A 20,531-nucleotide genomic window follows, 5' to 3' on the forward strand; every position below is an offset into this window, starting at 1 on the left:
GGCAGCCCATCCCGTCCACTTGATCGGTGTCCAATTAAAAATGCCCCCGAAACCGGGGGCATTTTTAGTGGATCAACGAGCGACGTCCTGATCAGTCGCGGGCGCTCAGGCGGTGCACCGCGTCGACAAGTACTTTGACCTTGTCCGGATCGACGTGCTGATGGATGCCGTGTCCGAGGTTGAAGACGTGCCCGGGGTTGGGGCCGAATTCCTCTAGGATGCGCGCCACCTCGCGCTCGATCACCTCGTCGGGTGCATAGAGCACGCTCGGGTCGAGGTTCCCCTGCAGGGCAACGCGATCACCGACGCGTTCGCGGATGGTGTCGAGGTTTACGGTCCAGTCCAGCCCGATGCCGTCGGCACCGGTGTCCGCCATCAAGGACGCCCACTGGCCGCCGCCCTTGGTGAACAGCGTGACCGGGACGTAGCTGCCGTCCGGCCGCTCGCGGTTCAGGCCGTCGACGATGCGCTGCATGTACTGCAGCGAGAAGTCGCGGTAGTCATGCGGGGCGAGCACGCCGCCCCAGGTGTCGAACACCATCAGTGACTGGGCGCCGGCCTCGATCTGGGCGTTGAGGTACTCGGTCACCGCGTCCGCGAGCCGGCCGAGCAGATCGTGCGCCGCCTTCGGGTCGCTGTAGACGAGCCCCTTCACCTTGGCGAAGTCCTTGGTGCCACCGCCCTCGACCATGTAGGTCGCCAGTGTCCACGGGCTGCCGGTGAATCCGATCAGCGGCACGCGCCCGTCCAGGGCCTTGCGGATGGTCGACACGGCGTTCATCACGTAACCGAGGTCCGAGCCCATGTCCGGCTTCGGCAGACGGGCGATGTCGGCGGCCGAGCGCACCGGGCGCTCGAACACCGGACCTTCGCCGGCGACGAACTTCAGCCCCAGCCCCATGGCATCGGGGATGGTCAGGATGTCGGAAAACAGGATGGCCGCGTCGAGATCATAGCGTTCCAGCGGCTGGAGGGTGACCTCGCAGGCGAGATCCGCCGAGCGGCACAGGTCCATGAAGCTGCCGGCGCGCTGGCGCGTGGCCTTGTATTCCGGCAGGTAGCGGCCCGCCTGACGCATTATCCAGATCGGGGTGCGATCGACGGGCTGGCGAGCCAGGGCGCGTAACAGGCGGTCGTTCTGCAGCGGAGCGGTCATGAAGCTTATACGTCCAGGTAGTCGAGAATGCCGAAGGCCGCATTGCGCCCCTCAAAGACGGCGGTGACGACGAGATCCGCGCCACGCACCATGTCGCCGCCGGCGAAGATCTTGGGGTTGCTGGTCTGGAAGGCCGGGCCGCCCTGTTTCTGGTGCACGACCACGCGGCCGCTGGCATCGAGCTCGATCTTCTGCGGTTCGAACCAGTCGGCCGGTGAGGGGCGGAAACCGAAGGCGATCAGTACGGCATCGGCCTCGATCACCTGCTCGGAGCCCTCGATGGACACCGGGCGGCGGCGGCCGCGCTCGTCCGGCTCGCCCAGACGCGTCTCGACGAATTTCACGCCGGTGACCTGTCCGCCTTCGCCGAGCACCTCGACCGGCTGCAGGTTGAAACTGAAGTGCGCGCCTTCCTCGCGGGCGTTCTTCACCTCGCGGCGCGAGCCCGGCATGTTGTCCTCGTCGCGGCGATAGACGGTGGTCACCTTGGCCGCACCCTGACGCAGGGAGGTGCGGGTGCAGTCCATCGCCGTGTCACCGCCGCCGAGGACGACCACGCGCTTGTCCTTGACGCTGATGTAAGGGTAATTCCCGCCCATGTCGAGCAGGTGGTTGGTATTGCCGATCAGGAAGGGTAGCGAGGCGTACACGCCCTCGAGATCCTCGCCCGGGAAGCCGCCCTGCATGGCGTTGTAGGCACCCATGCCCATGAACACCGCATCGAACTCGCCGAGCAGGTCATCGATGGCAATGTCCTTGCCGATTTCGGTGTTGAGGCGGAATTCGATGCCCATGCCCTCGAAGATCTCGCGACGGGTTTCCATCACGTGCTTTTCGAGCTTGAACGAGGGGATGCCGAAGGTGATCAGTCCGCCGATCTGCGGGTGGCGGTCGAACACCACGGCCTGGACGCCGTGACGCGCCAGGATGTCCGCGCAACCCAGGCCAGCCGGGCCGGCGCCGATCACCGCGACCCGCTTGTCGGTGGGCACGACGTCGGACATGTCCGGACGCCAGCCCAACTTGAAGGCCTCGTCGGTGATGTATTTCTCGACCGAGCCGATGGTGACCGCGCCAAAGCCGTCATTGAGCGTGCAGGCGCCTTCGCAGAGGCGATCCTGCGGGCAGACGCGACCACAGACTTCCGGCAGGGAGTTGGTCTTGTGCGCCATCTCCGCGGCCTCGAGCAGGTTGCCTTCGGCGATCAGCTTGAGCCAGTTGGGGATGTAATTGTGGACCGGGCACTTCCATTCGCAGTACGGATTACCGCACTCGATGCAGCGATCGGACTGTTCGGCCGCGTGATCCGGGGTGAATTGCCCGTAGATTTCGTTGAAATCCTGGACGCGCTCTTCGGCGGGGGTGGTCTCCGGGTCGCGTCGCGGCACGTTCAGGAACTGGAAAGTCTCGCCCATGGCTCGTTTCTCGAATTGATGGTTCGGATCAACGCGGTGCCCGGGGTGGAGGTCCGGCGGTGCGGACCGCGGCCCGGGGCGATCCCCGTGGCTCAGGCCGAGAGGCGGGAGCGAACGGACTGGCTGACGGCGGCCATGTCGGCACGTCCGGCCAGGCGTTCGCGGGCCGTTTTCATTACGGCCCCCATCTGGCTCAAATCGGTGGCCTGCTCGGCGGCGATGATCTCGGCCACCGCCGCCTCGATTTCCTCGGGGGACAGCGGCTGAGGTAGGTAGGTTTCGATGATCGCGAGTTCGGCTTCCTCGACGCTTTTCAGGTCGTCGCGGCCGGCGGACTCGTACTGGGCGATCGACTCGCGACGCTGTTTGGCCTGCTTGGTCAGGATCGCCATGGCCTCGTTTTCCGAGACCTCCCGGCGCTCATCGATCTCCCGCTGCTTGATCGCGGCGATCAGCATGCGGATCGTGGTCAGACGCGACTTCTCGCGGCTCTTCATGGCCGACTTCATGTCGGCCGTCAGACGTGCCTTGATCGTGCTCATACGGTAATCGCCGTCACAAGCTCGATCAGTACAGGCGAACGCGACGCGATTGTTCCTTCGAGAGGCGCTTCTGGTTGCGCTTCACGGCAGCCGCGGCCTTGCGCTTGCGGGCGGCCGTCGGCTTTTCGTAGTACTCGCGCTCGCGCATCTCGCTGATGATGCCGGCTTTCTCGCAAGAGCGCTTGAAGCGACGAACTGCAACCTCGAAAGGCTCATTTTCCCGAACACGTACAGAAGGCATGAATGCGTTCCACCTCGTTGAATTGAAACTGAAATGTTTGGCTTCGGACCCATGCGGTCCAAAATAAAAGGTGTTGTAGTATAAAGCGTTGCCCGAGGTGTGCAAGAGGCAAATGCTGGCGCAGGCGGTGTCCTCGGCAATACCCAAATGGAGTGAGGAGTTTCGCGCGTGCGCGTATTGGCAATCGAGAGTTCCTGTGACGAGACCGCCGTGGCCTTGTTTGATGGTCGCCGCGGTGAGTTGCTGGCCCACCGTGTCCATTCCCAGACCGAGGTGCACGCCGAGTACGGCGGGGTGGTCCCGGAGCTCGCCGCCCGTGATCACATGCGCCGGTTGCCCAGCCTGACCCGCGCGACGCTCGCGGATGCGGGTCTGGGTTATGACGCCATTGACGCGGTTGCCTACACCGCCGGTCCGGGGCTGGCCGGGGCCTTGATGACGGGGGCGGCGTTCGCCAAGGGCATCGCCGCGAGTCGCGGGCTGCCGGCACTGGGCGTCAATCACCTGGAAGGGCATATCCTGGCGCCGCTGCTGGGCGATGACCCGCCGGCATTTCCGTTTCTGGCGTTGCTGGTGTCCGGCGGACACAGTCAGTTGATCGAGGTGCGCGAGGTGGGTGACTACCGGCTCCTGGGCGAGAGCATCGACGATGCCATCGGCGAGGCGTTCGACAAGTCGGCCAAGCTGATGGGTCTTGGTTATCCCGGTGGCGCGGCCCTGTCGCGATTGGCCGAGCAGGGCGACCCGAAGGCGGTGCCGTTCACTCGGCCGATGATCAATCGCCCCGGCCTGGACTTGAGCTTCAGTGGGCTGAAAACGGCGGTGGCGAACGCGATTGCTGCCGGTCACGCCCATGAGGACGTGGCGGCCTCGTTCGAGCGGACGGTGATCGATACCCTCGTGATTAAGCTCACGCGGGCACTGGAGCAAACCGGACTGGATCGCCTGGTGGTCGCCGGTGGGGTGGCGGCCAATCGCCCTCTGCGGCAGCGACTGGGCGAGATGATGACCGAGCGGGGTGGGGCGGTGTATTTCCCCGAAATCGAGCTATGCACCGACAACGCCGCCATGATCGCGTTGGCGGGATATCGTCGGCTTGCGGCCGGCGAGCGTGACGCCAAGCCGGGGTTCCGCGTGCGGGCCCGCTGGCCCCTGGCCGAGCTCAAATTGCCAGGGGCGCTTGGCTCGACGGTGGCCGTCACTCCTTGATCGACGGCTCGGTTTTTTCGCCGATGCGCGGTTCCTCGCCGCGCACCAGCCGGCGGATATTGCCGTGGTGGCGCAGGATGAGCAGCAACGACATCAACGAGATTGCCAAGGCGATGAACGGCGGCGCGATGAAGGTGGCCAGGGTCGCGGCCACCACCGCGGCAAACAGGGCGGACAGCGAGGAATAGCGGGTTGCCCAGGCCGTGCTCAGCCAGCCGACGATGGCGACCAGTCCGATTAACGGTGCCATGGCGAGGATTGCGCCGGCGGCGGTCGCCACCCCCTTGCCGCCCTTGAAGCCGAAGAACACCGGAAACAGGTGGCCGAGGAAGGCGAACAGGCCGGCCGTACCCATTGCAGCCTCGCGCGAGGCGCCATCGACGGCCATACTCGCGACGATGACGGGGATCAGGCCCTTGAGGAGATCGCCGACTAACGTGACAATGGCCGCCTTCTTGCCACCCAGGCGCAGGACATTGGTCGCGCCCGGATTGCCTGAGCCGGCCGAGCGTGGGTCCGGTAATCCCAGCAGGCGTGCTGTGATCACCCCGGTGGACAACGAGCCAACCAGGTAGGCGGCGACGGCGATGATGAGCAGAAGGGGCCAGTCGAGGGCAGTCAATTGCTGAATCCGGGGTTTGAATGGGATCGTCATTATCACGGTCCGCGGGCCTGCCCGCAAACCACGGCGATTCGATGGGTGATCGAACCCACGGTGCCGGGCCTAGGGTGTGAACCGTGATGACCGATGCCCCTTCTACCAAAGTGGCTTCGGTCGGGCTGGTAGCCGGCTGGTCCTTTCCGGCGACGGTGTTCGATCCGCTGATGCGCCACCTGGCCGCCGACGAGGTAGTGGCCTTTGGTTGGTCCACGTTTGCGACCGACTGGCTCGAGTCGACGCGACTGGAGCCGGGGCGACTGGAACTGGCGCAACTGGAAACGGGGCGACAGGGGCGCGCGGAGTCGATTTCCGGCCCGGCGGTCTGGGTGGGATGGTCGCTGGGCGGTTCGTTGCTGCTCGAAGCCGTCCGGCAGGGCCGCATACGGCCCGCGCGGCTGGTGTTGATCCAGGCTACACCGCGTTTTTTGGCGGCGGATGGATGGCCCGGGGTGAGTCACGGCGATTGGCAAGCCTTGCGCCGGGCGGCGGGGCGGCACCCCCTCGCGGCGGCGGTCGCCTTTCGGCGACGTTTTGATCTCCCGAGCGCGCCTGCCGCATCAGAAAAGCTGGCGGCTGCCAGCGGTCTCGACTGGCTGGCCCGGCTGGATCTTCGAAGCGAACTGGCCGCGATCGATGTGCCCGTCGACATCTGGCTGGCGCCCGACGACCAGTTGGTGCCCGTCGACTGGCCGCAGCATCTCGACCTGCCGGGCCATGTGCATGTGCATCGGTTCGAACAGGGTGGGCACGCCGCGTGGCTCAATCATCCGGTTGCCTTGGCGCGCTCACTGGTCCGTCCGCTCACCGATGATCCGGGTGCCCGTTCGACAGACTGAGCGACTCGCTCGTCGTGGCGCCTTGCTCCTTACACCGCATGCCATCCACAAATCAATCGCGAGTTCCTGTCCCTAGCATGTCTGCCTTGCCCTCTTTTGACCTGCGCCGCGTCCGTGACCGGTTCAACCGCGCGGCGACCGACTATGACCAACATGCGGCGGTTCAGCGTGAGATCGGTCGACGGCTGGATGAACGTTTCGACTGGTTGAAGCTCGATCCGCAACGCATTCTCGACCTGGGGGCGGGGACGGGGCAGATGGTGCGCGCCATGCGTGAGCGCTACGCGCAGGCGGATGTGGTGGGGCTCGATCTGGCGGAGAGTATGTTGCAGCGCCTGCCTCGACGACGCTGGTGGTCGCCGCATCGGGCAGCGGTCGCCGCCGACATGCATGCCCTGCCGTTTGCCGGCGGCAGCATGGATGCAGTGGTCTCCAATTTTGCCGTGCAATGGAGCGATCGGCCTGCGGCCCTGTTCGGCGAGGTCGCCCGGGTGAGTGCTTCGGGTGCGCCGTTTGCCTTCACGACGCTGGGGCCGGACAGCCTGCAGGAAATCCGGCGCGCCTGGGCAGAGGTCGACTTGACGCCCCATGTCCACCAGTTTCTCGATATGCACGATCTCGGCGATGCGCTGGTCTCGGCCATGCTGGCCGATCCGGTGATGGATCGCGAAACAGTGACGGTCACCTACCCCACGGTTGATGCCCTCCTGGCCGATCTGCGGGGCGTGGGTGTCGCCAATGCTCAGGCCGGACGTGCCACGGGGCTGACTGGCCCCAGGGCTTGGCGGCGGTTCCGGGAGGCGCTGGCGGCTCAGGCGGTCGATGGCCGCATTCCTTTGAGTTACGAGATCGTCTACGGCCTGGCGTGGGGTACCGGGGTCTCTCCGGTGGCTGATCGGGCGCACGGCATCGTGGCCGCCGGCTGAGCCCGTTATGCGGTCGTGTGGCGCTCCTGCAACAGATAAAACTTGCGCGTCAAGCAATCAGGTTTGCTTATGCGTGGCTGAAATGGCCGCTAACTGCTTGAAAGCGCGTCTTGCGGGTGGGTTTCGGTCGAGTAAATTAGTAAATTCATAGGTTTTTGTCGGCAGGGGATTCGATTATGATTGCCGACCGAGAAAAAGGGTCTGGCCGACGCGGCCGGGATGAACCTAAAAGTCTGGAGGGGTCACGATGTCCACCAATGCAGTGCCGGTAGCAACCGAGCAGTACAATTACGGCATCGTCAAGAAATTCGCCATCATGGCCATGATTTGGGCCTTGCTGGGGATGCTTGCCGGTGTCTACATTGCCAGTGAGCTGGCATGGCCGTTTTTGAACTTCAATATCGCCGAGATCACCTTCGGTCGTCTGCGCCCCGTGCATACGACGCTGGTGATTTTCGGTTTCGGTGGTAGCGCGCTGTTCGCAACGTCCTACTACATCGTGCAGCGCACCTGTCAGGCGCGCCTCTGGGGTGGCAAGCTCTTGCCGGAGCTCACCTTCTGGGGCTGGCAGCTCGCCATCCTCTCCGGGGTCCTGTTCTACATGGCCGGCTACACGCAGGGCCGTGAGTACGCCGAGTTCGTCTGGCCGATCGACCTGCTGATCACCGTGGTCTGGGTGGTCTACTTCGCCGTCTACGCGATGACGCTGGTCAAGCGCAGTCAGCCGCACATCTACGTGGCCAACTGGTTCTTCATGTCCTTCATCCTGGCCACCGCCCTGCTGCATATCTTCAACAACCTGCAGGTGCCGGTCGCCTGGAACAGCCTTGAGTCCTACTCGCTGTTTTCCGGGGTGCAGGATGCGATGACCCAATGGTGGTACGGCCACAACGCGGTCGGCTTCTTCCTGACCTCCGCCTTCCTCGGCATGATGTACTACTTCGTGCCCAAGCAGGCCGGTCGCCCGATCTACTCCTACCGCCTGTCGATCGTGCACTTCTGGGCGCTGTCGTTCCTGTACATGTGGGTCGGCGCGCACCACCTGCACTGGACCGCGCTGCCGGACTGGGTTACCACCCTGGCCGCGACCTTCTCGATCCTGCTGCTGCTGCCGTCCTGGGGCGGCATGATCAACGGCATCATGACCCTGTCGGGTGCCTGGGAGAAGCTGCGTACGGATCCGATCATACTGTTCTTGATCACCGCGTTAGCCTTCTACGGCATGTCGACCTTCGAGGGTCCGATGATGTCGCTCAAGTCGGTTAACGCCCTGTCGCACTACACCGACTGGACCGTGGGTCACGTGCACTCCGGCGCACTGGGTTGGGTGGCTATGATCACCATCGGATCCTTCTATCACATGATGCCGCGGCTCTGGGGTACCACGCTGTACTCGACCAAGCTGGTGTTCGTCCACTTCTGGCTGGCCACTATCGGTGTGGTGCTCTACATCGTCGCTCTGTGGGTCGCCGGCATCGGTCAAGGTCTGATGCTGCGTGCCTTCGACGAGTACGGCAACCTGGCCTACACCTTCATCGAGACCGTCACGTTCCTGCACATCCCGTATGTGGTACGTGCCATTGGTGGTGTCTTCTTCCTGTCGGGCATGCTGCTGATGTCGTACAACATCTACATGACGATCTCGGGTGCCCGTCAGTCGGCATCTGATGAAGGCCGCGAACCCGTTGCTGCCGCCGCACGCTAAAGGATTGAGGTTAGGTGAATGAAACACGAAAGCATTGAAATCAACTCCGGCCTGCTGATTGTCCTCACGCTGATGGTCATCAGTATCGGGGGGCTGGTCGAGATCGTCCCGTTGTTCCACATCGAGGAGACGGTCGAAGAAGTGGACGGTGTGCGTCCTTACACCCCGCTGGAATTGCGTGGCCGGGACATCTACGTGCGTGAGGGGTGTTACACCTGTCACTCGCAGATGATCCGTCCGTTCCGTGACGAGCAACTGCGCTATGGCCACTACTCGCTGGCGGCCGAGTCGCAGTACGATCATCCGTTCCAGTGGGGCTCCAAGCGCACCGGCCCGGACCTCGCTCGCGTTGGTGGCAAGTACTCCAACGAGTGGCAGACCCAGCACTTGGTCGACCCGCAGTCACTGGTGCCGGAGTCCATCATGCCGGGCTACCCGTGGCTGCTGGAAGACGATCTGGACTACAGTCAGATCGAGGGCCGCATGGTCGCGCTCAAGCGGGTCGGCGTACCGTACTCGCAGAGTCAGGAAGAGTACGACGCCAACGTCGAGCAGTTCGGTGCCGACCAGGCCGAGCAGCTTCACGTCTCCAACGCCACCGAGGTCCTGGAAAGCCAGGCCGGTGCGGAGAACTGGGACGGCAATCCGGACCGCATCACCGAAATGGACGCCCTCGTGGCCTACCTGCAGATGCTGGGTACGATGGTCGACTTCTCTAAGTATGAAGACGGCCACTTCAACCAGTTCCGTTAATACTTGAAACCGCCACCTTCGAGGTGATCTCTTGATTGGCGATATCTTTGCGTGGTTGGGCGACATGGAGAACAGCAAGCCGTTGGCGCTGATCCTGTTCTTCAGTGCCTTTGTCGGAATCATCCTGTACGTCTACACGGGCAAGCGGCGCAAGCAGCGGCTGGAGTCGTACAAGGACATTCCGTTCATGGACGACGACGAGCTCGACCCTACGCGGCAAAAGAAACAACAGGTGAAGAAAGATGAGTCAGAAAACGGAAAATAAGCAGGGGCAGGTCGAGACCACCGGGCACGTCTGGGACGGCGATCTGCGCGAGTACAACAACCCCCTGCCTCGCTGGTGGCTATGGGCGTTCTACATGACCATCGTCTTCGCGGTGGTTTACTGGATCCTCTACCCGGCGTGGCCGTACGGCGACAGCTACACCAAGGGCATCAACACGGTCGAGTACACCGTGGAAAACGAGCAAGGTGAAGAGGTGACCGTGAGCGAGGCGTGGAACACGCGTGCCCTGTTCACCCGTGACATGCAGTCCAGCCCGTCGGCCCTCGCCCAGGAAGAGTGGGTCGGCAAGGTCAAGGACATGAGCTTCGAGGAAATCGAGCAGGATCCGGATACCTTGCAGTTCGCCATGTCGATGGGTAACTACACCTTTGGTGACTTCTGTGCCGCCTGTCACGGCAGCGGCGGTCAAGGCAAGATTGGCCAGTACCCGAACCTGGCCGACAACGCTTGGTTGTACGGGAACTCCTACGAGACCATCGTCAACAAGATCAACAATGGCATCCAGGGCATGATGCCGGCTCAGAACGTCGCCGACGACCAGATCGACGATCTGGCCAAGTACGTGTTGAGCCTGTCCGGCCAAGCCGAGATCAGTGGCGAGGCGGCCAGCCGCGGTAAGCAGGCGTTCGCCAGCTGTGCCGGCTGTCACGGCGCCGAAGGTAAGGGCAACGAGGCCATGGGCGCACTGAACCTGGCCGACGCCATCTGGGGCGTTGCGGACGTGCCGGGCTGCGGCGACGACACCGCCTGCAAGATCGGCGAGATCAAGCACGTGGTCAACAACGGCATCCAGCGCCAGATGCCGGCCTTCGGTGATCGTCTGAGCGAGACCCAGGCACGCATGCTTGCCATCTACGTCCGGCAGATGGGCGGCAACTGATCGCTGATCGCGACTGAGGCCTGCCATTGCATCGAGAACACCGGCCCCATGGCCGGTGTTTTTTTATTGGGAAGGCGGTGAGCTGCGGGCGAGGGCGAGTGTGCCTGCGTCGGCTGGCGGCGATGTGGAGTCCGTTGCCGGGCCTGGAGAAGGTCTACTCGATCAGCCAATCGCCCCGCCGGTCGCCAAGGCCCCAGTCGGGGGGGGGCGAAGCCTGGTGATGCGAGCAGGGCCTTTTCGGCGCGGTGTCGCCTGCCCGTCGACCGGGCCCGATGCCCGGGTGTTTATGTTGGGTTTAGAGAAAAACCCTATGGGGGATAAGATATTCCCCCGCGCATCCATTCGGAGACCGACAGATGGCTCAGCACGACGATCCGAGCTACCCGGCTGACACCATGTATCAGGCCCGCGAGCCGGTCCACCCCAAGGCGATTCACGGCCGGTTCCGCCGGTTCAAGGATATCGTGTTGCTGGTGGCCTACGGGGTGTTCTTCCTGTTGCCGTGGGTGCGCTGGGAGCGGGGCGTGGGCCCGGATCAGGCGGTGATGTTCGACATTCCTTCGCGTCGTTACTACCTGTTCGACCTGGTCATTCACCCGCAGGACATGTTTCTGCTGGCGGGTTTCTTGATCCTGGCGGCCTGGTTGCTGTTCTTCGTGACCGGCCTGGTCGGTCGGGCGTTCTGTGGCTATTTCTGTTTCCAGACCCTGTGGACCGACGTCTTCATGAAGGTCGAGGCGCTGGTGCAGGGTGACCGTAACAAACGCATGCGCCTGGAGAAGCAGTCCTGGAACGGCGAAAAGATCGCCAAGAAGGGGTTGACTGTCGTGATCTGGACGCTGATCGCGTTCTGGACCGGCTTTACCTTTACCTCCTACTGGGCCGACGCCCCGCAACTGTTCGTCAATTTCTTTACGCTGGATGCGGCGAGCGCGGCCTACATAACGACCGGCATTCTCACCGCTACCACCCTGATTGCCGCCGGTTTCGCCCGCGAGCAGGTTTGCATCTACATGTGTCCGTACGCGCGCTTTCAGAGCGTGATGTTCGACAAGGAAACCTTGTTGGTGTCCTACGACGAGGCGCGCGGTGAGGGTGAGGCCGGCCGTCAGCCGCTCAAGCAGGGTCTGATGACGCTTGAGGAGCGACATGCCGAAGGGGTGGGGGATTGCATCGACTGCAAGCTCTGCGTGCAGGTCTGCCCCACCGGAATCGACATTCGTGACGGGCTGCAGCTCGAGTGCATCTCCTGCGGGCTCTGTATCGATGCGTGTGATCAGATCATGACCAAGCGTGGTTGGCCCACCGGCTTGATCCGCTATGCCTCGGAGATGGAGCTCGAGACCGGCGAAAAGCCCAATCTGCTCAAGTTCCGCACCATCGGTTACGGCATCGCCACAGCGGCGGCCACCATCCTGTTGCTCTATGGCATCTTCGCCCGGGCGCCGGCCGATGTGACCGTCCAGCAGGTGCGCCAGCCGCTGTTCACCGTGCTCGCTAGCGGGGACATCCAGAACAACTACAACGTCAAGATCAACAACAAGCTGCAAGAGCCGCTCGATTTCACGTTGGCCGTCGAGGGTCTGCCCGAGGCTCGCGTGAGCGTGGTGGGGGGGTTCGATTCGCTGGAACTGCCCGCCGACGAGTCACGCAACTATCTGGTGCATGTTCGCGCCTCGCGGGATGTCCAGGTGGAGCGTCGCGAGATACAATTCATCCTGACCGAACAGAACGGACGCATCGAGCCGCTGGAGCACGATGCCAGCTTCGTTTTCCGCTGATCGTCACCGCCCTTTGCCCACGCCGATTCTTGCGGTGGGCAGGGCCAACTCCCAACCGGATTCCTGACCATGGCTGTATTGCTGCCTGCCGCGCTCGGCATGACCATCATCCCGATCCTGTTCTTCCTGCTGCGCTGGCGTTTTCCCTCTGCCGGTCGCCAGATCGCCTTCATTCTGGGCGTCCTGGCGCTGGCTGCCTACGCCCCTTACGCGATCATCAACTGGCCGGGGCTGGATGTCGTGGCCATGGTGGCCGCGATTCTGGTGATGACGGCGTTCATCCTCGGGCTGATCTCGCCGCCAAAGCATGCCGACTCGCACAAGATGGCGTTCCACGCGGGGCCGGCGACGATCATTGCCTTCTTCGCCGTGATCATCCTGCTCGATTCGATCTTCCTGACCATCGCGACCACCGGCTTGAGCGAGAACGTGGCGCGCCAGATCCTCCCCGAGCCGCAGGGCGGCCCGGTGGCCACTTCCTATTTCCCCGGTACGGTCGCCCACGACTACCAGGAAAAGGTGCGCGCCTTCGAGGCCTACGACGCGGCCCGCGAGGAGCAGTCCGAGCGTGGCTGGCAGATCCGCCGCGGCTGGGTGGGCGAACCGATGGTCGACCAGTCGACGCCGTTCCGTGTCCAGGTGCTCGATCGCAAAGGCGAGCCGGTCACGGGGGCATCGGTCGAGACGCATTTCCTGCGTTCGTCGAGCAAGGGGCTGGATTTCGTCGAGGGCATGAGTGAGATCGAGCCGGGTGTCTACGAGGCATCGGTGACACCGACCCATCCCGGGCGCTGGGAGGTCATTGTCGAGATTCGCCGTGGCGAGGATCGCCACCAGTTGCGCGGCTCGACCGACGTCGCCAGCTGATTGGCAGTGACCGTTTGATGCGCCTATTCGCCCGATGTCGGTCGATCCGATGAGCGAGACCCGCCCCGAGGCCGCGGCGCCAGACAGTGCCGCGGCCTGTTTCCATTGTGGTCTGCCCGTGCCCACCGGGGCGGACTACCGCACCCGCGTGCTCGGCGAGCCGCGTGACATGTGCTGCCCCGGTTGCCAGGCGGTCGCCCAGGCGATCGTCGAGGCGGACATGGAGGAGTATTACCGCCACCGCACCGAGGCCTCGCCGCGCCCGGACGATGATCTCGAACGCGTGCTCGAGGAGTTGTCGATCTACGATCGCCCCGAGATGCAGAAATCATTCGTCGCCAACCGCGAGGGCGACCGACGCGAGGCCTCATTGATCCTCGAGGGGATCGTCTGCGCCGCCTGCATCTGGCTATCCGAGCGGCAAGTCCGGCAGTTGCCTGGGGTGGAGTCCTTCTCGGTGAACTTCACCACGCACCGCGCCCAGGTGGTCTGGGACAACACCCAGGTACAGCTCTCCGAGATCCTGCGGGCGATCGCTGCCATCGGCTATCGCGCCTATCCCTACGATCCCGATCGTCAGGATCGCGTCTATCGGCGCGAACGCCACGACATGATGCGTCGCCTGGCGGTCGCCGGGCTGGTCTACTTGCAGGTGATGATGATCTCGTTGTCGCTGTACTTCGGCGACTTCCTCGACCTCTCCGCTGACCTGCGTTACTTCTTTTGGTGGGTCAGCCTGGTCCTGTCGACGCCGATCGTGCTCTATTCGGGCCAAGCCTTCTTCCGGCCCGCCTGGCGAGACTTGAAGCAGCGACGCGTGAGCATGGATCTGCCCGTGTCGATCAGCATCCTGCTCGCCTACTCCGGCAGCGTGTACGCGGTGCTGACCGATAGCGGCGAGGTCTACTTCGACTCGGTCACCATGTTCATCTTCCTGCTGCTCGCCGGGCGTTTTCTCGAGCAGGGCGCACGTCACAAGGCCGGCGAGCTGGCCGAGTCACTGAACAAGCTGGTGCCGCAGGTGGCCAACCGCTTCGATGCCGACGGTTCGGTGGCGGTGGTGCCGGCCTTCGATCTGGTCCCCGGTGACCGCATCCTGATACGTCCCGGCGGGCCGGTGCCGGCCGATGGCGTGGTGATTGAGGGCGAGAGTGGCATCAACGCTTCGATGCTGACCGGCGAGAGCCTGCCCGAGTTCAAGCGCGCCGGGGATCGGGTTTCCGCCGGCACCGTCAATACCGAAAGCCCGCTGGTGGTCGAGGTGGACAAGGTCGGTCAGGACACCATGGTCTCCTCGATCGTCCGCCTGATCGATCGGGCCCAGTCGCAAAAGCCACAAGTGGCCGAGACGGCCGACCGCTTCGCGCGTAAGTTCGTCATCGCCCTGCTGATCACCACCGCAGTGGTGACGGCGGCCTGGCTGGTCATCGATCCGTCCCGTGCGTTCTGGATCGCCGTGGCAATCCTGGCCATCACCTGCCCGTGCTCGCTGTCACTGGCCACGCCTGCGGCGATTGCGGTGGCGGTGGGGCGGCTGACCCGTTCGGGGCTGCTGGTCACCCGCGGCCGGGCGCTGGAAGGATTGGCGCGGGTCACCCACGTGGTGTTCGACAAGACCGGCACACTGACAACCGGTGAGCTGACGGTGCGCAACGTGGAGTCATTGGCCGATGTCGAGTCCGGGCGCCTGGCGGGTATCGTCGCGGCCCTCGAGCAGTACGCCGATCACCCGGTCGGGCGGGCGTTGTCTACCTGGGGCAATGAGCACACGGCCGAAAAGCTACACGCGGTCACGCAGGTGGAGAGTGCCAGCGGCCGCGGCGTGACTGGCTGGCTCGACGGTGAACGCTTTGCCGTCGGCAACGCCCGCTTGATGGACGATTTGGCGGTGACCTTGCCCGAGGCACACGCCGCCGTCGACGAACTGGTGGTCTGGGTCGCGCGTGGCCCCGAGGTGATCGCCCGCGCGGTGCTGACCGACCGGTTGCGCGACGATGCCCACGAGGTGGTCGATCGCCTCAAGCAGCAGGGGGTGTCGGTCTGGCTGCTTTCCGGTGATCACCCGGACCGCGCGGCCATGATCGGGCAGCACCTGGGGGTGGATCATGCCGAAGGCGGGTTGCTGCCGGAAGACAAGATGGCGCGCGTGGCCGCGCTGCAGGCCGACGGTGGGCGGGTGCTGATGGTCGGTGACGGGGTCAACGACGCGCCGGTGCTCGCCTGTGCGGACGTTTCCATGGCGATGGGCGGTGGGACCGCGGTCGCCAAGCACAGCGCCGACATGGTGCTGCTCAATGACCGGGTGGTCGAAACGGCCTTTGCGGTGGGCTATGCCCGGCGGACCATGGGCGTGATCCACCAGAATCTGACCTGGTCGGTCTGGTATAACGCGATCGCGATCCCGATCGCCGCGCTGGGCTTCGTTCAGCCGTGGCTCGCGGCGATTGGTATGTCGGTCAGTTCGATCGCCGTGATCGGCAATGCCCTGCGCTTGCGGCGCGGGTAGGGGGCGCAAGGAAGGTATGCACGCATCTGGTGCTGCTCCGCGCGCTCGGCAAGCGTGGCGCCGGGTTCGTGCAGGCCTTCCTGGTTAGCCACCCATGTTGTGGATGTACTGGTTGAGCTGGGCCACGTCAGTACTGGTGCGGCGGTAGAGGTGATCCAGGCTCACGATCGCGTACTCGAGCAGCAGCACGGTGAACACGGGATGTTCCAGACGCAGGCGGTTGTACTTGGCTCGCGACAGGCGCAGCAGCCGGACGGTGGAGCGCGCGCGCATGCGCACATTGCGTGGCTGGCGATCGAAGAAACTCATTTCGCCGAGCATCTCGCCGGCGTGGATCTGGCCGACCGGCACCTCGTTGGTGGTCGGGCCGACGATCAGTTCGGCCGTGCCGTCGAGCAGGAAGTAGAGCGACTCGCCCACTTCACCGATGTCGGCGATGATCCGCCCGCGCTCGATGATCTCGAAATCACAAAAGTCGAGAAACGCGCTGACCTCGGCGTGGGTCAGGATCTGCGTGTCGACGTGGCGGGCGAGAAAGTCGACCAGGGCGTCGCGGTCGTTGTCGGTCATCATCGCGTTAGTGCTCCCATGCCGTTTGCGGGAAAGGTAGGGACCTATGCACGAATCGTAATGCCACTCTGGCTTGGTGAGTCACTCTCCCTCAAGGCGCGGTGTCGCCGGCGTGCCGGTGGCCACGCCAAGACAGTGCAACACCGAGGGCGAGTGACTCGGCAAGCCCCGGAGGGCGCGCCTTGAGCCGGGCATCTGCGGCGTTTCCGTCCTTGACAAGGGAATCACCCTTGCGCGGCGGACGGTTGCCTTGCATCTGCCCAGCTCAAGACGCGCAGAGCGGTATTACGATTCGTGCAGAGGTCCCTGGGGGCCCCATTGTCGCGAGCCGGCGCGGTTTTGTCGATCTTCTACGATCTTCTATCAGTAGCGGGTCGCCATGACGTGGATTCATGCCGATGTTGCATACCGCTCCCATGCGCCGGGGCAGGCGACCGGTCGCAACATGCTAGAATTCGCGGCATTGTTCGGTCGCCCGCGGAAGCTCTCGGGGCGGCCGCTTGTGTTTCGCGGTCTCGCCCAATCGAGCTCGCCCCGAATTTGCTTTCACCTTTGTCAGGAGCCGACTCATGTTTGCCAAGTCCATGACCATCGCGGGTTACGACCCGGAACTCAGCGAGGCGATCGACGCCGAGGTGCGCCGCCAGGAAGATCACGTCGAGCTGATCGCCTCGGAGAACTACGCCAGCCCGCGCGTCATGGAGGCCCAGGGCTCGGTGCTGACCAACAAGTACGCCGAAGGCTATCCGGGCAAGCGCTACTACGGTGGCTGCGAGTACGTCGACGTCGCCGAGCAGCTCGCCATCGATCGGGCCAAGGAGCTCTTCGGTGCCGACTATGCCAACGTCCAGCCGCATTCGGGCTCGCAGGCCAACGCCGCGGTGTTCCAGGCGCTGGTCGAGCCGGGTGACACCGTGCTGGGCATGAGCCTCGACGCCGGCGGTCACCTCACCCACGGCGCCAAGCCCAACTTCTCGGGCCGGATCTACCACGCGGTGCAGTACGGCATCGACGCCGAAGGCTACGTCGATTACGACGAGGTCGAGCGCCTGGCGAAAGAGCACAAGCCGAAGATGATCATCGCCGGCTTCTCCGCCTACTCGCGCGTGATGGACTGGGCGCGCTTTCGCGAGATCGCCGACGCGGTGGGTGCCTACCTGATGGTCGACATGGCCCACGTCTCCGGCCTGGTCGCCGCCGGCCTCTACCCGAACCCGGTGCCGCACGCCCACGTGGTCACCTCGACCACGCACAAGACCCTGCGCGGCCCGCGCGGCGGCATCATCGTGGCGAAGTCTGACCCGGATCTCGAGAAAAAATTCCAGTCGCGCATCTTCCCGGGCACGCAGGGCGGGCCGTTGATGCACGCGATCGCCGGCAAGGCGGTCGCCTTCAAGGAGGCCATGGAGCCGGACTTCAAGACCTACCAGCAGCAGGTGATCGACAATGCGCGGGTCATGGCCAAGGTATTCGTCGATCGCGGCATCGATGTGGTCTCCGGCGGCACCGACAACCACCTGTTCCTGGTCAGCTTCGTTAAGCGCGGCCTGACCGGCAAGGCGGTCGATGAGGCGCTGGGCCGGGCCCACATCACGGTCAACAAGAACGCCGTGCCCAACGACCCGCAGTCGCCGTTCGTCACCTCGGGCATCCGCGTGGGCACCGCGGCAATCACCACCCGTGGCTTCGGTACGGAGGAGAGCCGCGATCTGGCCGGCTGGATGTGCGACATCATCGACGACATTGAAAACGACGCGGTGATCGAGGCGGTGCGCGAGAAGGTCACCGCACTCTGTCGCCGCCTACCGGTCTACGAGGCCAACCGGGCCTGATCCTGGGCCTGGTCGGGGGTACGGTATGCGCTGCGCGATCTGTGGCAACGACGGCACCCGCGTGATCGACTCCCGGGCGATCGACGCGGGCGAGGGCATTCGGCGTCGTCGCGAGTGTGCTGCCTGCGGGCAACGCTTCACCACCTACGAGCGGGCCGATCGGCAGATGCCGCGGGTGGTGAAGTCCAATGGTGCGCGGCAGAACTTCGATGATCGCAAGTTGCGTGACGGCCTGATGCGCGCGCTGGAAAAGCGTCCCGTGCCGACCCGGCGGGTCGAAGAGGCGATCGAGCAGATCGAGCGCCAGCTGCGCAGCCGTGGCGAACGCGAGATTCCGGCCCGGGAGATCGGCGACATGGTCATGGCGCAACTGCGGCGGCTCGACCACGTCGCCTACATCCGCTTTGCCTCGGTGTACTTGAGCTTCGACAGTGTCGAGGCCTTCCGTGACGCGATCGAATCGCTGGCCAACGACGTCATCAGCGACCCCGATCACCAACTGCCCCTGATCGGCGATGCCAACTAAAGCCGCCGACCGGCCCGCGTCCCACGAGGATCGACCCGGCTCCCACGAGGATCGGCGATGGATGGCGCAGGCGCTGGCGCTGGCCGAGCGTGGCCTGACCACCACCTCACCTAATCCGCGCGTCGGCTGCGTGCTGGTCCGCGATGGGGCGATCGTCGGCGAGGGATTCCACGCCCGCGCCGGCGGCCCGCACGCCGAGGTGCATGCCTTGCGCCAGGCCGGTGACCGGGCAGATGGCGCGACGGCCTACGTAACGCTCGAGCCCTGCAGCCACGTCGGCCGCACGCCGGCCTGCGCGCCGCAACTGGTCGAGGCCGGCGTGGCCCGCGTGGTCACCGCCATGAGCGATCCCAATCCGCAGGTGGCCGGTCGCGGACACGCCATTCTGCGCGAGGCGGGTATCGAGGTGGTCGAGGCGATCGCCCCCGCGGCGGCGCGCGCGCTCAACCCCGGGTTCGTCTCGCGCATGGAGCGTGGACGGCCTTGGGTGACGGTCAAGGTGGCCCAGTCGCTCGACGGGCGTAGCGCGCTGGCCAGCGGCGAGAGCCAGTGGATCACCGGCGAGGCGGCGCGGCGGGATGTGCAGTTCCGGCGCGCCCGCCAGTGCGCGGTGCTGAGCGGCATCGACACGGTGCTGACCGACAGCGCCCGGCTGAACGTGCGCCTGTCGGCCGAGGAACTGGGTATCGAGGACGAGGTGCGCCAGCCGGTGCGCGTGGTGCTCGACTCGGGGCTGCGGCTGCCGCCCTTTGCCGCCATCTTCGATGCATCGGGGCCGGTGTGGATCTACACCCGGGATACGACCGACGGTGTGCACCACGATGCGCTGGTCAAGCGTGAGGCGACCCTGATCGAGGCGCCGGCGGCCCCCCGGCTGGGCCTCGACCTGGAATTCATCCTGGCCGACCTGGCGCGACGGGACATCAACGAGGTGTTGGTCGAGGCGGGCGCCAAGCTGGCCGGGGCGTTTGTCGCCGCCGGTCTGTGCGACGAGCTGGTCGTCTACCAGGCGCCGGTGCTGCTTGGTCACCAGGCGCGCCCGGCGCTGGCGCTGCCCGAGCCGCTTGCACTGGCCGACGCGATGCGCTGGACGCTGGTCGACGAGACGCGCCTGGCCGACGACTTGCGCCTGACCCTGCGGCCGGTCCGTTAACGTTCGCGACCGACCACTACCTGCGGAGAGATCCATGTTCACTGGCATCATCCAGACCGTCGGCACCCTGGTCGAGCAGACCCCCACGGGGGGCGACGCGCGCCTGACCATCGAGGCCCCGGGGCTCGACCTGGCGAATACCGCCATCGGCGACAGCATTGCCGTCAACGGCGTGTGTCTCACGGTGACCGATCTCAGTGGCGATCGCTTTTCGGTCGACTGCTCGGCCGAGACCCTGCGCCTGACCACGGTCGGGCAACTGGCGTCCGGCTCTCGCGTCAATCTCGAGCCGGCGCTCACGCTGGCGACCCCGCTGGGCGGGCACCTGGTCAGCGGCCACGTCGACGGGCTGGCGATCATTGATGCCCGGCGCAGCGAGGCGCGGGCCACCGAGTTCTGGTTGCGCGTCCCGCCGGAGCTGGCGCGTTACGTCGCCAAGAAGGGTTCGGTCGCCATCGACGGGGTGAGCCTGACGGTCAACGAGGTCAGCGGGGTGCGCTGTCGCCTGACCATCATCCCGCACACACTCGACGTGACCATCATGGGCGAGTACCGGCCGGGTCGGCAGGTCAATCTGGAGGTGGATCTGATGGCCCGTTACCTCGAGCGACTGCTGCAGGCGGGCGAGGGTGCGGCCGGTAGCGGCGGACAGAGCCCCTATCAGGCATTGACCTGAGCTGACCGGG

At 64.8% G+C, this 20,531-nt stretch carries 20 protein-coding genes; 14 read left to right on the top strand and 6 right to left on the bottom strand.

Annotated features, from left to right (window positions below):
• Positions 1-91: 91 nt before the first annotated feature.
• The 4 genes from hemE to rpsU all read right to left on the bottom strand — a co-directional run bounded on the left by hemE (position 92) and on the right by rpsU (position 3,354).
• Positions 92-1,156 carry a uroporphyrinogen decarboxylase gene (hemE, locus tag ABGV18_RS05840; protein ID WP_396585208.1) on the bottom strand — a complete coding sequence of 355 codons (1,065 nt, stop codon included), beginning with the start codon at positions 1,154-1,156 and terminating at the stop codon, positions 92-94.
• Between the two features lie 5 nt (positions 1,157-1,161).
• Complete coding sequence (locus ABGV18_RS05845) at positions 1,162-2,571, bottom strand: FAD-dependent oxidoreductase (RefSeq protein ID WP_396585209.1); 1,410 nt, start codon at positions 2,569-2,571, stop codon at positions 1,162-1,164.
• Positions 2,572-2,663: 92 nt separating this feature from the next.
• Positions 2,664-3,113 carry a GatB/YqeY domain-containing protein gene (locus tag ABGV18_RS05850; protein ID WP_396585210.1) on the bottom strand — a complete coding sequence of 150 codons (450 nt, stop codon included), beginning with the start codon at positions 3,111-3,113 and terminating at the stop codon, positions 2,664-2,666.
• A gap of 25 nt (positions 3,114-3,138) precedes the next feature.
• Positions 3,139-3,354 carry a 30S ribosomal protein S21 gene (gene rpsU, locus ABGV18_RS05855; RefSeq protein WP_396582066.1) on the bottom strand — a complete coding sequence of 72 codons (216 nt, stop codon included), beginning with the start codon at positions 3,352-3,354 and terminating at the stop codon, positions 3,139-3,141.
• 168 nt (positions 3,355-3,522) lie between these two features.
• On the opposite strand from rpsU, the gene tsaD reads away from it, so the two are divergent.
• The gene (tsaD, locus tag ABGV18_RS05860) at positions 3,523-4,563 is read left to right on the top strand and encodes a tRNA (adenosine(37)-N6)-threonylcarbamoyltransferase complex transferase subunit TsaD (protein ID WP_396585211.1); all 1,041 of its coding nucleotides are present in this window, start codon (positions 3,523-3,525) and stop codon (positions 4,561-4,563) included.
• Here the strand turns inward: tsaD and plsY are convergent.
• Positions 4,553-5,218 (bottom strand): glycerol-3-phosphate 1-O-acyltransferase PlsY, encoded by a 666-nt coding sequence (plsY, locus tag ABGV18_RS05865; RefSeq protein WP_396585212.1) that lies wholly within the window; start codon positions 5,216-5,218, stop codon positions 4,553-4,555. The two genes, tsaD and plsY, sit on opposite strands and share 11 nt — an antisense overlap.
• A gap of 86 nt (positions 5,219-5,304) precedes the next feature.
• On the opposite strand from plsY, the gene ABGV18_RS05870 reads away from it, so the two are divergent.
• From ABGV18_RS05870 to ABGV18_RS05910, 9 genes are all read left to right on the top strand, one after another.
• Entirely contained in the window at positions 5,305-6,060 is a 756-nt protein-coding gene (locus ABGV18_RS05870) for an alpha/beta fold hydrolase (RefSeq protein WP_396585213.1), read from the top strand.
• 77 nt (positions 6,061-6,137) lie between these two features.
• Positions 6,138-6,986: a malonyl-ACP O-methyltransferase BioC gene (bioC, locus tag ABGV18_RS05875; protein WP_396585214.1), complete on the top strand. Its 849-nt coding sequence runs from the start codon at positions 6,138-6,140 to the stop codon at positions 6,984-6,986.
• A gap of 247 nt (positions 6,987-7,233) precedes the next feature.
• A complete protein-coding gene (gene ccoN, locus ABGV18_RS05880) occupies positions 7,234-8,691 on the top strand; it encodes a cytochrome-c oxidase, cbb3-type subunit I (protein ID WP_396585215.1) in 1,458 nt (485 codons plus the stop codon).
• A gap of 18 nt (positions 8,692-8,709) precedes the next feature.
• Positions 8,710-9,444, top strand: coding sequence for a cytochrome-c oxidase, cbb3-type subunit II (gene ccoO, locus ABGV18_RS05885; RefSeq protein WP_396585216.1), 735 nt, complete (start codon positions 8,710-8,712; stop codon positions 9,442-9,444).
• Positions 9,445-9,475: 31 nt separating this feature from the next.
• A complete protein-coding gene (locus ABGV18_RS05890) occupies positions 9,476-9,709 on the top strand; it encodes a cbb3-type cytochrome oxidase subunit 3 (RefSeq protein ID WP_396585217.1) in 234 nt (77 codons plus the stop codon).
• Positions 9,687-10,610 carry a cytochrome-c oxidase, cbb3-type subunit III gene (gene ccoP / locus ABGV18_RS05895; protein ID WP_396585218.1) on the top strand — a complete coding sequence of 308 codons (924 nt, stop codon included), beginning with the start codon at positions 9,687-9,689 and terminating at the stop codon, positions 10,608-10,610. The genes ABGV18_RS05890 and ccoP overlap by 23 nt, the downstream gene beginning before the upstream one ends.
• A gap of 356 nt (positions 10,611-10,966) precedes the next feature.
• Positions 10,967-12,391: a cytochrome c oxidase accessory protein CcoG gene (ccoG, locus tag ABGV18_RS05900; RefSeq protein ID WP_396585219.1), complete on the top strand. Its 1,425-nt coding sequence runs from the start codon at positions 10,967-10,969 to the stop codon at positions 12,389-12,391.
• A gap of 69 nt (positions 12,392-12,460) precedes the next feature.
• A complete protein-coding gene (locus tag ABGV18_RS05905) occupies positions 12,461-13,258 on the top strand; it encodes a FixH family protein (protein ID WP_396585220.1) in 798 nt (265 codons plus the stop codon).
• 49 nt (positions 13,259-13,307) lie between these two features.
• Entirely contained in the window at positions 13,308-15,764 is a 2,457-nt protein-coding gene (locus ABGV18_RS05910; protein ID WP_396585221.1) for a heavy metal translocating P-type ATPase metal-binding domain-containing protein, read from the top strand.
• Positions 15,765-15,848: 84 nt separating this feature from the next.
• Here the strand turns inward: ABGV18_RS05910 and ABGV18_RS05915 are convergent, their stop codons facing one another.
• Complete coding sequence (locus ABGV18_RS05915; protein ID WP_396585222.1) at positions 15,849-16,337, bottom strand: cyclic nucleotide-binding domain-containing protein; 489 nt, start codon at positions 16,335-16,337, stop codon at positions 15,849-15,851.
• Between the two features lie 566 nt (positions 16,338-16,903).
• Here ABGV18_RS05915 and glyA point away from each other — a divergent pair.
• Genes glyA through ABGV18_RS05935 form a run of 4 tightly spaced genes read left to right on the top strand, consistent with a single transcriptional unit; the run spans position 16,904 to position 20,521 of the window.
• Positions 16,904-18,166 carry a serine hydroxymethyltransferase gene (gene glyA / locus ABGV18_RS05920; protein WP_396585223.1) on the top strand — a complete coding sequence of 421 codons (1,263 nt, stop codon included), beginning with the start codon at positions 16,904-16,906 and terminating at the stop codon, positions 18,164-18,166.
• A gap of 25 nt (positions 18,167-18,191) precedes the next feature.
• Complete coding sequence (nrdR, locus tag ABGV18_RS05925) at positions 18,192-18,692, top strand: transcriptional regulator NrdR (RefSeq protein WP_396585224.1); 501 nt, start codon at positions 18,192-18,194, stop codon at positions 18,690-18,692.
• Positions 18,682-19,845, top strand: a complete 1,164-nt coding sequence (ribD, locus tag ABGV18_RS05930; RefSeq protein ID WP_396585225.1) for a bifunctional diaminohydroxyphosphoribosylaminopyrimidine deaminase/5-amino-6-(5-phosphoribosylamino)uracil reductase RibD — start codon at positions 18,682-18,684, stop codon at positions 19,843-19,845. The genes nrdR and ribD overlap by 11 nt, the downstream gene beginning before the upstream one ends.
• 34 nt (positions 19,846-19,879) lie before the next feature.
• Positions 19,880-20,521 (top strand): riboflavin synthase, encoded by a 642-nt coding sequence (locus tag ABGV18_RS05935; RefSeq protein WP_396585226.1) that lies wholly within the window; start codon positions 19,880-19,882, stop codon positions 20,519-20,521.
• The last annotated feature ends 10 nt before the right edge of the window (positions 20,522-20,531 follow it).

This window comes from Guyparkeria halopsychrophila (assembly GCF_044582135.1).
Lineage (GTDB): Bacteria > Pseudomonadota > Gammaproteobacteria > Halothiobacillales > Halothiobacillaceae > Guyparkeria.

Coding starts and splice junctions, on each gene's coding strand:
- ABGV18_RS05935 (WP_396585226.1), top strand. CDS start 19,880: ATGTTCACTGGCATCATCCAGACCGTCGGCACCCTGGTCGAGCAGACC.
- rpsU (WP_396582066.1), bottom strand. CDS start 3,354: ATGCCTTCTGTACGTGTTCGGGAAAATGAGCCTTTCGAGGTTGCAGTT.
- hemE (WP_396585208.1), bottom strand. CDS start 1,156: ATGACCGCTCCGCTGCAGAACGACCGCCTGTTACGCGCCCTGGCTCGC.
- nrdR (WP_396585224.1), top strand. CDS start 18,192: ATGCGCTGCGCGATCTGTGGCAACGACGGCACCCGCGTGATCGACTCC.
- ccoO (WP_396585216.1), top strand. CDS start 8,710: ATGAAACACGAAAGCATTGAAATCAACTCCGGCCTGCTGATTGTCCTC.
- glyA (WP_396585223.1), top strand. CDS start 16,904: ATGTTTGCCAAGTCCATGACCATCGCGGGTTACGACCCGGAACTCAGC.
- ABGV18_RS05905 (WP_396585220.1), top strand. CDS start 12,461: ATGGCTGTATTGCTGCCTGCCGCGCTCGGCATGACCATCATCCCGATC.
- ribD (WP_396585225.1), top strand. CDS start 18,682: ATGCCAACTAAAGCCGCCGACCGGCCCGCGTCCCACGAGGATCGACCC.
- ccoP (WP_396585218.1), top strand. CDS start 9,687: ATGAGTCAGAAAACGGAAAATAAGCAGGGGCAGGTCGAGACCACCGGG.
- ABGV18_RS05915 (WP_396585222.1), bottom strand. CDS start 16,337: ATGATGACCGACAACGACCGCGACGCCCTGGTCGACTTTCTCGCCCGC.
- ABGV18_RS05850 (WP_396585210.1), bottom strand. CDS start 3,113: ATGAGCACGATCAAGGCACGTCTGACGGCCGACATGAAGTCGGCCATG.
- bioC (WP_396585214.1), top strand. CDS start 6,138: ATGTCTGCCTTGCCCTCTTTTGACCTGCGCCGCGTCCGTGACCGGTTC.
- ABGV18_RS05910 (WP_396585221.1), top strand. CDS start 13,308: ATGAGCGAGACCCGCCCCGAGGCCGCGGCGCCAGACAGTGCCGCGGCC.
- plsY (WP_396585212.1), bottom strand. CDS start 5,218: ATGACGATCCCATTCAAACCCCGGATTCAGCAATTGACTGCCCTCGAC.
- ABGV18_RS05845 (WP_396585209.1), bottom strand. CDS start 2,571: ATGGGCGAGACTTTCCAGTTCCTGAACGTGCCGCGACGCGACCCGGAG.
- ccoG (WP_396585219.1), top strand. CDS start 10,967: ATGGCTCAGCACGACGATCCGAGCTACCCGGCTGACACCATGTATCAG.
- ABGV18_RS05870 (WP_396585213.1), top strand. CDS start 5,305: ATGACCGATGCCCCTTCTACCAAAGTGGCTTCGGTCGGGCTGGTAGCC.
- ccoN (WP_396585215.1), top strand. CDS start 7,234: ATGTCCACCAATGCAGTGCCGGTAGCAACCGAGCAGTACAATTACGGC.